This window comes from Zavarzinia sp. CC-PAN008 (assembly GCF_051903925.1).
Taxonomy (GTDB): domain Bacteria; phylum Pseudomonadota; class Alphaproteobacteria; order Zavarziniales; family Zavarziniaceae.
In genome coordinates this window covers 2,042,900-2,054,383 of sequence record NZ_CP173678.1, presented here as the reverse complement: position 1 = coordinate 2,054,383, position 11,484 = coordinate 2,042,900, and the positions used below count along the sequence as shown (strand labels likewise).

13 protein-coding genes are annotated in these 11,484 nt (G+C 70.1%); 7 read left to right on the top strand and 6 right to left on the bottom strand.

Annotation, left to right across the window (positions count from 1 at the left end; all coding sequences use genetic code 11):
• Nucleotides 1-86 precede the first annotated feature (86 nt).
• Genes ACI6GS_RS09570 through ACI6GS_RS09555 form a run of 4 tightly spaced genes read left to right on the top strand, consistent with a single transcriptional unit; the run spans nt 87 to nt 3,713 of the window.
• Nucleotides 87-977: a DUF3034 family protein gene (locus ACI6GS_RS09570; RefSeq protein WP_439817563.1), complete on the top strand. Its 891-nt coding sequence runs from the start codon at nt 87-89 to the stop codon at nt 975-977.
• A 2-nt stretch (nt 978-979) separates the two neighbouring features.
• Entirely contained in the window at nt 980-1,411 is a 432-nt protein-coding gene (locus ACI6GS_RS09565) for a group I truncated hemoglobin (protein ID WP_439817562.1), read from the top strand.
• Entirely contained in the window at nt 1,408-1,767 is a 360-nt protein-coding gene (locus tag ACI6GS_RS09560) for a cupredoxin domain-containing protein (protein ID WP_439817561.1), read from the top strand. The genes ACI6GS_RS09565 and ACI6GS_RS09560 overlap by 4 nt, the downstream gene beginning before the upstream one ends.
• Before the next feature lie 17 nt (nt 1,768-1,784).
• Nucleotides 1,785-3,713, top strand: coding sequence for an ATP-binding protein (locus ACI6GS_RS09555; RefSeq protein ID WP_439817560.1), 1,929 nt, complete (start codon nt 1,785-1,787; stop codon nt 3,711-3,713).
• A gap of 8 nt (nt 3,714-3,721) precedes the next feature.
• Here ACI6GS_RS09555 and ACI6GS_RS09550 read toward each other — a convergent pair whose 3' ends face one another.
• The 6 genes from ACI6GS_RS09550 to hisN all read right to left on the bottom strand — a co-directional run bounded on the left by ACI6GS_RS09550 (nt 3,722) and on the right by hisN (nt 8,637).
• Complete coding sequence (locus ACI6GS_RS09550) at nt 3,722-4,654, bottom strand: glutathione S-transferase family protein (protein WP_439817559.1); 933 nt, start codon at nt 4,652-4,654, stop codon at nt 3,722-3,724.
• A 38-nt stretch (nt 4,655-4,692) separates the two neighbouring features.
• Nucleotides 4,693-5,475: a glutathione S-transferase family protein gene (locus tag ACI6GS_RS09545; RefSeq protein WP_439817558.1), complete on the bottom strand. Its 783-nt coding sequence runs from the start codon at nt 5,473-5,475 to the stop codon at nt 4,693-4,695.
• 125 nt (nt 5,476-5,600) lie between these two features.
• Entirely contained in the window at nt 5,601-6,305 is a 705-nt protein-coding gene (locus ACI6GS_RS09540) for a lysophospholipid acyltransferase family protein (RefSeq protein ID WP_439817557.1), read from the bottom strand.
• Between the two features lie 106 nt (nt 6,306-6,411).
• Entirely contained in the window at nt 6,412-7,245 is an 834-nt protein-coding gene (locus tag ACI6GS_RS09535) for an acyl-CoA thioesterase (protein WP_439817556.1), read from the bottom strand.
• Nucleotides 7,246-7,323: 78 nt separating this feature from the next.
• On the bottom strand, nt 7,324-7,677 hold the full coding sequence (locus ACI6GS_RS09530) for a hypothetical protein (RefSeq protein ID WP_439817555.1): 354 nt from the start codon (nt 7,675-7,677) through the stop codon (nt 7,324-7,326).
• Between the two features lie 168 nt (nt 7,678-7,845).
• Nucleotides 7,846-8,637: a histidinol-phosphatase gene (hisN, locus tag ACI6GS_RS09525; protein WP_439817554.1), complete on the bottom strand. Its 792-nt coding sequence runs from the start codon at nt 8,635-8,637 to the stop codon at nt 7,846-7,848.
• A 108-nt stretch (nt 8,638-8,745) separates the two neighbouring features.
• Between hisN and glpD the strand changes: the two genes are divergently transcribed.
• From glpD to ACI6GS_RS09510, 3 genes are read left to right on the top strand one after another with little or no spacing between them, the layout of a single operon-like run.
• Nucleotides 8,746-10,269, top strand: coding sequence for a glycerol-3-phosphate dehydrogenase (gene glpD / locus ACI6GS_RS09520; protein WP_439817553.1), 1,524 nt, complete (start codon nt 8,746-8,748; stop codon nt 10,267-10,269).
• A 46-nt stretch (nt 10,270-10,315) separates the two neighbouring features.
• Nucleotides 10,316-10,951 (top strand): EF-hand domain-containing protein, encoded by a 636-nt coding sequence (locus tag ACI6GS_RS09515; RefSeq protein ID WP_439817552.1) that lies wholly within the window; start codon nt 10,316-10,318, stop codon nt 10,949-10,951.
• A gap of 31 nt (nt 10,952-10,982) precedes the next feature.
• Nucleotides 10,983-11,480 carry a hypothetical protein gene (locus tag ACI6GS_RS09510; protein ID WP_439817551.1) on the top strand — a complete coding sequence of 166 codons (498 nt, stop codon included), beginning with the start codon at nt 10,983-10,985 and terminating at the stop codon, nt 11,478-11,480.
• Nucleotides 11,481-11,484: the final 4 nt, after the last annotated feature.

Genomic DNA, 11,484 nt, shown 5'->3' with positions numbered 1-11,484 from the left:
GAATTCATGCCGACTTAACCCCTGTCCGCTTCAATGACCTGGCGGCGCGCGAACGCCGGATGTCACCGAAGGCGGGGCGTCGACACGTGGTTCTGAGATCTTTGTTCGGCCTGGCCCTGTTGGCGCTGGCCGCCCCGGCGGCGGCGGGGGACGCCGCCGGGCGCGAGCGCGACTGGTTCGACAGCGGCCGGTTGCTCACCACGTCCGGCGTGGTGCAGGTGGAGGGCGCCGGCGGCGGCGGCCTGGCGCCCTGGGCATTGATCACCGGCTATGGCACACGCGACGCCGTCGGTGGTCAGGCGCACTACACCCTTGTCCGGCTGCCGGATTTCACGCTGCACACGGCCGGCGTCGGGGTCGGTCTTTTCGACCGGGTCGAACTGTCCTATGCCCGCCAGTGGTTCGATACCGAGGATGCGGGTGCCGCGCTGGGCCTGGGCCGCAGCTTCACCTTCCACCAGGACATCATCGGCGCCAAGGTCCGGCTCTTCGGCGACGCGGTCTATGACCAGGATACCTGGCTGCCCCAGGTCGCCGTAGGCCTGCAGTACAAAATCAACGACCGCGGCACGATCATCCGCGCCGTCGGCGGCAGGGATGACGAGGGCCTAGACCTCTATGTCTCCGCGACCAAGGTGCTGCTGGCGCAGAACCTGCTGCTGAACGCGACCGTGCGGGCGACGCGGGCCAACCAGTTCGGCCTGCTGGGCTTTGGCGGCGACCGCAACGACGACTATACGCTGCAGTTCGAAGGCTCCGCCGCCTACCTGGTGACGCGCGAACTGGCAATCGGCGGCGAGTACCGCACCCGGCCCGACAACCTGGGCTTTGCCCGCGAACAGGATGCGTTCGACGTCTTCGTGGCCTATTTCTTCAACAAGAACCTGTCGGCGACACTGGCTTATGTCGCGCTGGGCGACATCGCCACGTTCCGCAACCAGGATGGCCTCTATCTCTCGATCCAGGCGGGGTTCTGACGATGCGCGCGCCATCCTCGCTGCTCCGGGGGGTCACCCTGGTCCTTGTCCTGTTGGCAACCGCACTGCCGGTCCGGGCCGCCACGCTCTATGACGACCTGGGCGGGCGCGAGGGCCTGGTGCGAATCGTCGACGCGGCCATGGCCCGTTTCCTGACCGATCCGCGGACGCGGGCCCAGTTCGACAACATCAATCCCGACTGGCTGAAGCCGCGCCTGGTCGATCATTTCTGCGAACTGGCGGACGGTCCCTGTACCTACAAGGGGCGCGACATGCACACCGCCCACAAGGGCCTGGGCGTCAACACCGCCGAATTCAACGGCCTGGTGGAATGCCTGCAGGATGCGATGGACGAGGTGGGCGTGCCCTTTGCCACCCAGAACCGGATGCTGGCCAGGCTTGCCCCCTTCTACCGCGAGGTCGTGACGCGATGAGCGGCACGCGACCGGCACGCCTGGCCGCCGTCCTGTGCGGTGCACCGGGCCTTGCCCTGTGCACCGGCCTCAGCCTGCTGGCCGCAGGCGCGATGGCCGCAACCGTGGTCCACATCACGCAGAAGGGCCGTGCCTTTGACCAGAAGGCGGTCACGATTGCCGTCGGCGACACGCTGGCCTTCAGCAACAACGACGAGTTCATTCATCAGATCTTCGTCGGCGGCGACAGCTTCGTCTATGATTCCGCCGAGCAGGTCCCCGGCCAGACGATCCAGGTGACGTTCCCCTCGCCCGGCCGGTACGTCGTGAATTGCCACATCCACCCCAAGATGCGGCTGGACGTCACGGTGCAATAGCAGGTTCCGGCAGCGTCATGGCGGATGCGATCGATCGGCGGGCCCAGTCCGCCCCGCAGGCGGCGGGGCCGCGCCGGCTGCTGTCCGCCATCGCCGCCTGGCTTCTGGACCGCTCGATCGGACGCCGCATCTTCCTGGCGTTCATCGCGATCGCCATGAGTACGGCGTCGCTGGGCCTTTATGGCTACTACCTGCTGTCGTCGGCGGGCGCGCTGATCGTCGAGACCTATGACCGGCCGCTGATGGCGATCAATTTCGCGCGCGCCTCCAGCCTCGACTTCGCGCTGATGGACAAGGCCGCGCTGCGCCTGCGCCAGGCACCGGAGGCCGAACGCCCAGCCATCGCCGCCCAGATCGACGATTTGGCCGATACCGCCTTCGCCGACCTCCAGGTCGCGCGGGAGCGATCCCTGGGCGAGGACCAACGCGCACTGATCGACGAGATCGTCGCCGAGGTCCGGGCCTGGGAAGCGCTGCGGCGCGATCCAGCCGAGAGCGTCGCAGCACTGGATGCCAAGGCCGCGCATATCATCGAGCGTTTCGACCTGCTGACGGAGCTGACGGCCGGCGCCAGCTTCGTGGAACGGCGCAAGGCAATCTGGGCGATCCGCGAATTCGAGTATCTGAGCCTGGGCGCCGCGGCGCTGGCGCTGCTGCTGGCCGGGACCATCGCGCTGATCCTGTCGCGCCGCATCGTCGCCCCGCTATCGGCGGCGGCCAGCGTGGCCAACCGCATTGCCGGCGGCGAGTTGCAGACCGCGATCCCCGCCGGCGAGGCGGACGAGACGGGCACGCTGCTGCGCTCCATGGCGGTGATGCAGGACAACATCCACCGCATGATGGAGCGCGAGAAGGCGCAGAAGGAGTCCGCGCAGGGCCGGCTGGCCGACGCGATCGAAGGCGCGCGGGAAGGCATGGCGCTGGTCGATGCGGATGGACGCGTTGCCGGGGTCAACGGCCATGCCATCGCCCTGTTCGGCCTCGCGGCGGGGGCCAGCATCGCCGACGCGCAGGGTGCGTCCCGCACCACGCTCGACCACTTGCTGACCTCCCCCCACGCGCAAGGGGAGTTCGACGGACCCGATGGCAGCTGGATCCACTACAGCCGCAACCCTACCCATGACGGCGGCATGTTCTTCTTTTTCACCGACCTGTCCTCGATCCGCGAGCGCGAGGACAGGCTGCGCGAGGCCCGTCGCGAGGCCGAGGCCGCCAGTGCCGCCAAGAGCCAGTTCCTGGCCGCGATGAGCCACGAGCTGCGTACCCCGCTGAACGCCGTCATCGGCTTTTCCGAGATCGTGCGCGATGCCCGCCTGGGCCCGCACAAGTTCCCGCAATATGGCGACTATGCGGGGCAGGTCGTGGACAGCGGACAGCAGCTGCTGTCGATCATCAACGCGGTCCTGGACCTGACCAAGGCGCAGGCCGGCTCGCTTGACCTGCGGCCCGACGAGATCGACCTGGGCCTGCTGCTGGAGGATGGCGTCGAGCACCACGCCCGGACGGCGCGGGGCCGGGGCATCCGCCTGGAGCTTGTGCTGGACGATCCGGACGCGGTCGCCTTTGCCGACCCCGGCCGTGTGCGGCAGGCCCTGGACCAGGTCCTGGCGAACGCAGTGCGCTTCTCGCCCGATGGCGGCACCGTCCGCGTGCAGGCCGGCCACGTCGATTCAGGCCTGATCGAGGTGGCGATCAGCGATTCCGGACCCGGGATGACGGGGGACGAAGTGGCAACGGCCCTGGCCGCCTTCGGCCAGGTCGACGGCCGCCTGGACCGCCGGTACGAGGGCGTGGGCCTGGGCCTGCCGCTGGCCCGCGCGCTGATGGAATGCCAGGGCGGTCGCTTGGCCGTGGACAGCCGTCCGGGCCAGGGCACAACGGTCCGCCTGTCGATCCCGGCCGAGGACGCCAGCCGAACAGCCCAGGCCGCCACCCGGGCGGCCTGAGCCCCGCTTCAGCCCTGGCGGGTGACCAGGAAGCCCATGCGCGGGAAGTGGACGACCACCTCGCCCACCGCCGGATCGCTGCGCCGGATCGCGATGTGCTGGGCCGAGGAGGTGACCACCTCGCCCTGGATCGGCTCGCGGCCATAGTCGTCGGCCATGACGCCGACGCGGTCGCCAGGCTTCAGGCCATTGGGCTCGCCCGGATCGGCCTTGGCTACCTCGATCGAGGTCGCGGCCCTGGCAATGGCCAGGGCATCGGCGGGCGCGATCTCCTGCCGCTTGCCATGGCCCAGCGCCTTGATCCGCTCCTCCCACGCCAGGACACGGGGGAAGACGTTGACCGCGGACTGGATCTCCTTCGAGCCCCAGCGGATGAAGGCGATGTTGTGATAGGCGTCGACATCGAACAGGCCCGGCCGGTCGCCCAGCAGGAACGGCCGCCCGTCGGCCAGCTGCTGCTCCAGCGTGTCGACATGGGCGCGCAGCTGCTCGCGCATCAGGGGTACGCCGGCCCGCATCGCCTGGATGTCGAAGGGCCGGCCCATCAGCGCCTCGCGGTCCTTCACGAAGGCTTCGTCCACCTGCCAGTTGCCACCGAACAGCACGGCGACGACCGCCTGGAAGAAGCTGCGATCCGTCCACATCCCCAGGCCATAGCCGATCGCCTTGTCCGAGGCGTTGAGCAGCGGAACCTTGGGGAAGCGGCGGTCCAGCTCACGGATGATGATCTGGCTGTCGCAATAGATGTCTGCACCGATCTGCATGACCGGGATCTTGCGATAGCCACCGGTCAGCGGGACCAGGTCGGGCTTGGGCATGATCACCGGCTGGATGCAGGCGTGCCATTCCAGGCCCTTGATGCCCAGGACGGTGCGCACCTTCTCGGAAAAGGGCGAAATGTCGTACTGGTGCAGGATGATCGAGTCGGCGGTCGCTGCCATGGTCGTTTCTCTTCCCCGTGTCGTGTTCGTGGCGCCGCTCAGGCGAAATGGCCGGTGAAGCGGATGTTGTCGCGGCGGAGGCCCTCCAGCACCACGTCGATTCCGCCCGACTTGATGATCCATTCCAGCCGGTGGTCGCGGAACTCGCGCTTGAAGGCACCGGATTCCAGGACGGCCGCAACATCGACCATGCCGGCGACCGAGGCCTGCGCCTCGGCAAAGGCCTGGGCGACAGTGGGCCGGGCGGCGGCCCGGGCCAGCCAGGCGGCCAGGGCCGAGCCCTCGGCCGGGCCATAGCCGAACATCGCCGACATGGCGACGAAGGGCGCGACCGACAGATCGGCCCAGCCGAAGCTGTCGCCATTGAACCAGGTCCGGCCGGCCAGCTTCTCCTCCAGCCACAGCTGCAGTCGGCTCGTCTGCTCCTGGGCCGCGGCGTGCAGGCGGTCGGCCAGCGCGCCCTCGGCGCGGCGGAAGAAGCGGATCTCGCCCAGGCCCCAGTTGATCGCCTCGTAATGGGTGTCCATCACGTCCTCGATCATGCGCGCCTCGGCCCGCGCCAGCGGATCGCGCGGCAGCATGGCCGGGGTCGGGTGCTTGTCCTCGATGTATTCCAGGATGATCGTGGAATCGAAGATGCGGGCATCGCCGTCGATCAGGACCGGCACCTCGCCCCGCGGATTGGCTGCCGCGAACTCGCCCGCCGTCTGCCCGGAGCCGATCGCCATGGGCAGCGCGACCTCGAACGGCACACCCTTCTCCCGCAGCGAGATCTTCACCTTCTGGGCATAGGGGGACAGGGGATGCTCGTAGAGCAGCATGCGCGAAACCTCCTCCAGGGCGTGGCGGAACGATGCCGGCCGCCATTGTCGTTGAATGGCGCGCACTGTCTCATCTTCCGCAGGCGTGCGAAACAATTGCGTGCGTGGTTTTTCAGCGCGCGGCGCTACCGCGGCGGCAGCAGTGCCGTGCTCGCGTCCTCGATGCGCTGTTCCAGCGCCTGCATGAACTGCGCGCGGCCAAGGCCGGGGGCGATCGGCTCCAGGAATGCCACCACCATCGTGCCCGGCCGCCGCAGCCAGGCCCGGCGCGGCCAGAACACGCCGGTGTTCAGCGCGACCGGCACGCAGGGCACGCCCAGCCTGCCGTAAAGCGCGGCGACGCCGGGATTGTAGGACGGCGGGGCACCGGGCGGGGTGCGGGTGCCCTCCGGAAAGATCAGGATCGGGCGGCCATTGGCCACCTCCTCCTGCGCCCGGCGCACCATCTGGCGCAGCGCCGCCGCCGCCGCCGCGCGATCGACCGGGATCATGTTCCAGCGCCGGCCAAACCAGCCATAGACCGGGATCCAGAGCAGTTCGCGTTTCAGGACAATGGCGGGGTGCGGCAGCAGCGCGTGCAGCACGATCGTATCGAAGGCGGACTGGTGCTTGGCCGCGACCAGGACCGGGCCGCTGGGTACGGCACCGCGCACCTCCAGCCGAATGCCGCACAGGACCCGCAGCAGGGTCGCCGTGCCCCAGGCCCACAGGCGCTGGGCCCGCAGGCTCCATGCCGTGGGCAGGGCGAGTGTCGGGATGGCGGCCACGCAGACCAGCACGGTCCAGCCATAGAACGCCACCGCAAAGGCAATGGAGCGCAGCCAGATCACGCCGGCCGCCCGCCGATGCGCGTCTGCCCGCTCGTCCCCTCAGGCCCAGCTGCCACGCCAACCTCCCCGCTGCGCGGGGCACGATATAGCAGGAGCCGGCAGGACGTCAGTCGCGGAAAAATGTCGTCTGGTGACTGGTCGCGACCAGCCGGCCATCGGCGGCGAACAGGTCGACCGTCTGGTCGCCGAAGCCGGCATGGAAGCGCCGCGCGTCGGCGACCCCCAGCAGGAAAGCGCCCGGCTCCTGGGGCAGGTCATCGCCCGCCGCATGGAAATAGGTCGTCATGCTGACCGTGCCGAACGGCCGCATCGTGCCCCTCACCTGGAAGATGCGGGCGATGAAGGCATCCGACAGGGCCGCCAGCGAGACGAAGTCCAGCGCCCGGTCCGGCACGTCGCGGATCCACAGTATCGACCGGGACGGCGCCGGCTGGGCCAGTTCCACCGCGCCGATCAGGGGTAGCCCCTCGACATAGCGCATGTCATAGCGCCCGATCCACGTCGGCTTGCCCTCGGTCGACAGGGACGCAAGCGTCGCCGGCGCCGGTGCGGGGGGCGCGGCCAGAGGCTGGTGCGACCAGGTCTGCCGCCGGCTCGCCAGCACGGCGGTGGCGGTGACAAGGGGATCCTGGTCGGTGCCCTGGAGCCATTCCAGCGACCAGTGCTGCGTATTCCGCGTGGCGCGGACCAGGCGGCTGACGATGCGGTACGGCCCCTCCGCCGGGGCGGCGCCGAAATTCACCGTCAGGGCCACCGGATCGCCCTGGGCCTGGGGCTGCAGCAGCAGGGCGCGCATGATGGCCCCCGCGGTAACCCCACCGAACGGCCCGACAAAACCCCAATAGTCCTTGGTCACCACGCCATGGGCGACCGACCCCTCGTACGAGAGCGCCGTCGCCCGGTCGAGGGGATGGGTGGTGGGTCTGTCGAGTGCATCCATGGCGTCCGCCGTCCGATCGTTTCAAATGATCAATGTCATATGAAACGATCGTCGGCAAGGCGCCAAGCCCCTGCCGCGTCAGGGTGCAGCAGGTGCCGCGACTGGCGGGAACGGCTGGTCCAGCAGGCCCAGCGGCCGCGGGCTGGTCCGGTTGGGGTCATAGCGATAGCGCACCGGCAGCAGGCTGTTCAGCTGCTGCAGCTGCGGGTCGCCCGATTCCCGGACGTAATACTCGACCTTGGACATCAGGCAGCCCTGATAGTCGCCCAGGCCGAAGCTGGTCGCCTCGCACACCATCCGCGCCTTGCGCACCAGCTGCAGCTGCTGGTCATAGGCGTGGAGGGAGAACGTGTCGGGGTCGGTCGCCGCCTGGGCGGGAAGGATGCCGGCGACGCCGATGGCAAGGCCGGCCAGAACCGAGAGCATCTTCATGGTGGGATGGGCTCCATCGTGTCGTGGGGTGGGACGGCGGCGCCGTCCGCTTCAGGAGATCGCTACCCGCTGCCCCATCCTATATTGGCGGCCCCCAGCCCGACCGCCAGTGCCCCCGGTCACAGCCGCAACGGCGGCCGGCCGCACCGCCGGGGGGCGCCTGCGGGATCACGGCACGGCGGACAGGATGCGCAGAACCTCCGCGTGCAGGCGAGGGTCGCCCGCCGCGACCACGCGCCCACCTGCGGCGGCGGAGCCGCCGCGCCAGTCCGTCATGCGGCCGCCGGCCCCCTCCACGATCGGGATCAGCGCCTGGACGTCATAGGCCTGCAGCCCCGCCTCCACCACCAGGTCGATATGGCCCGCAGCCAGCAGGCAATAGGCATAGCAGTCACCGCCGTAGCGGGTCAGGCGGCAGGCGCCCCGCACCTGCTGGAAGGCCTCAAGCTCGGCACCCCGAAACAGGGTGGGATCGGTCGTCATCAGGGCGGCGTCCGGCAGCGTGGCGCAGGCCCGCGTGCGGATCGGCCTGCCATTCGCCCAGGCACCCTGCGGCGTCCCGGCAAAGCGCTCGCGCAGGAAGGGCTGGTCCATGATCCCCAGAAAGGGCTGCCCGCCGCGGTTCAGCGCGATCAGCGTGCCCCACAGCGGCATCCCCGTGATGAATGCGCGGGTGCCGTCGATCGGGTCGATCACCCATTGCAAGTCCGATTGGCCGGCCTGGGTGCCGTGCTCCTCCCCCATGATGCCGTGCGACGGATGGTGGCGGACGATCAGGGCGCGGATCGCGTCCTCTGCCCCGCGGTCGGCCTCGGTCACGGGATCGTAGCGGCTGCCGTCCACAGCCCCCTTGTCCTCGGCCGCGATCCCGGTCCGGAAATGGCGCAGGGTGACCAGGGCCGCCGCGTCTGCCAGGTCATGGGCAAAGCCCAGCAGGTCCTGCACCGATGCCGCGTCCATGCCCGTCTCCCCTGCTGTCGCGGCGGCACACTAGCGGTGCGGCACGGCGCCGGCCATGCCTGAAAGCGGCGCTTGCGCTAGACTGGCGCCCGCCTGTGCGGGGAAATCATGACGCGCTTCGACATTGCCGTGATCGGCGGCGGCATCAACGGGGCGGCGGTCGCGCGCGACGCGGCCGGCCGCGGCCTGTCGGTCTATCTGGCCGAGGCCGAGGATTATGCCAGCGCGACCTCCTCCGGCTCGTCGAAGCTCATCCATGGCGGCATCCGCTACCTGGAGCAGTTCGAGTTCCGCCTGGTGCGCGAGAGCCTGCACGAGCGCGAGGTGATGCTCCGCCTAGCCCCCCACCTGGTCTATCCGCTGCAGTTCCTGATCCCCGTGCGCAAGGGGCAGGTGCGGCCGGCCTGGGTCGTGCAGATCGGCCTGATCCTCTATGACCTCCTGTCCGGCCGGCGGCAGCTGGCGCGCACCGGACGCCTGGGGGCCGCCGAGCGCCGGGCCGTGCCGCGTCTGCGGCAGGACGGCCTGCGTGCGGTGCTGCACTATCCCGACTGCTGGGCCGACGACGCCCGCCTGACGCTGGAAACGCTGCTGGATGCCCGCGCCCGGGGGGCCGACATCGGCAATCGTCGTCGTGTCACCGGTTTGGCGCCGGAGCCCGACGGCTTCCGGCTGGAGGTGGCGACGCCCGCCGGAACGCAGCATGTTCACGCGACGCACGTGGTGAACGCCGCCGGCCCCTGGGCCAACGACCTGCTGGCCGCTGCCGCCGGCACGGTGCCGCGGCGCAAGCGCCTGCGCCTGGTGCGCGGCAGCCACATCGTCCTGCCCATGCCGCAACCGGCCGAGGCCCGCGCCTTCCTGATGCAGAACGACGACCGCCGCGTGGTCTTTGTCCTGCCCTGGCTGGATGCGCGCTTCATCATCCTGGGCACGACCGACGTGCCCCATGACGGCGATGCCCACGACGCCCACTGCACGGACGCCGAGCGCGACTACCTGCTGGCCTGCTATCGCCGCTATTTCGACGTGGCCGTGGGACCGCAGGACGTGCTGTGGTCGTATTCGGCCGTGCGGCCCCTGGTCGATGACGGCAGCGACAATCCCAGCAAGGTCACCCGCGACTACGAGATCGTGGGCGAGCAGGTCGGCCGCGGCACGTTCACGACGATCTATGGCGGCAAGCTGACCACCCACCGCAAGCTGGCCGAATCGGTCATGGCGGAGCTGCGGCGCATGGGTGTTGCCATGCGTGACGGTTGGACCGCCGACCAGCCGCTGCACGGCGGCAGCCTGGACCGCCCGGCGCTGTCAGAACTGGCTGCCGGCGGTCCGGCGACGCTGGCCCTGGCGGTGCGCCAGCGCTGGGCCTTCACCTATGGCGACCAGACGCGCGACCTGTTCGACCGGATCGCCGCCCAGCCTGCCCTGGCGCGGGAGGTGGCGCCCGGCGTTCCCGAGGCGGAACTGCGCCACGCGATCGAAGTGGAGGACGCGATGAGTGCCGACGACTTCCTGCTGCGGCGGACCAAGCTGGCCCTGATCCTGGACGCGGCCGGGCGCGGCGCGATCACCGATTGGTTCGCCACGCATGGGGCGGCCCCCTTTGCTTCCACGCCGCAGGCCCTATGATCCCGGCCGGTACGGGAGGCCCATGGGCAAAGAGGACAGGACTGGCATGACGAAGGTCTGGCTCTGCACGCTGGTCGCGGCGGGAGCCGCCGTCAGCCTTTTGGCGGGCTGCGGTGGCGGCGGGGATTCTGGCAAGGTCCAGGGCGGCTTCATTCGCGAGGAAGGCGGTCCGCCGCCGACAACCCTGTTCGGCGAGCCGCTGCGCGGTGCCACGGGCAAGACGTGCGCCACGGACCTGGCGCAGTGGATCCAGGGCATGGACACCAATGGCGACGGCGGCGCCTCGCTGGACGAGCTGCAGGCCAATGGCCAGGCCTGGTTCCTGCGCGCCGACGCCAACAAGGACGGCTACATCACGGCGCCGGAGTTGAGCGCCATCCGCCGCGCCATATCGCCCGAGAGCGAGGTGATGATGTCGGGCGCGCCGCCGCCGGTGACGCAGGTCGACCAGAGCCAGCATGCGGCCGCCGGTACGCCCAATACGGTGCGCCCCCAGCGGCGCCAGGCTGGCCTGCCCATCATCGCCGACCCGGTGATGGCGGCTGACCGCAACCTGGACTTCCGCGTCAGCCCTGAGGAATTGGCGACGGTCGGCGCCGAACGCTTCGCCCGCTACGACACCAATCGCAACGGCCTGCTCGAGCCGGCGGAGATGGCAGCCACCTGCCGCGCGCCGGACTAGCCCGGGACCGGGCCGGGGGTCACGCGCGGCGATGGCTGATCCCGCCGGGCAGGAGCCCCTGCCGCCCTTGCTTGGCCGTGCCATCAGCGGCGCGCTGTCGGGCACGCAGGCGGTGCTGTGGCTGCTGGCCCCCTATGGCATGGCGCCGGGAAAGCCGGTGCAGAGCTATGCCGAAGGGCAGCTCGCCTGGCTGCTGGAGCTGGGCGCTGACGCCTGGATCGCCGTGCCGCTGCTTCTTCTGGCCAGCCTGGCCCTGGTCGCGCCCGTCGTGCTGGGCGGCTGGCACGCCGCGACCGGCCGGCTCTGGGCGTGGCCCCGCTGGGCCTGGCTCCTGGCCGCGGTGGTGATCGTGGCGGGCGCCGGCATCGGCATGGCTCTGGCCGGCCTCAGCCTCATCACCATTGGCTGGGGCACCAGCAATCCCAGCTATGGCCCCGGCTTCTGGCTGGTCCCCGGCCTGGCGGCGGCGACCGGCCTGTGGATCGCCATCCACGCGCTGCGCCTGGGCCGCGCCGAACCGCGGCGCTGAGGCG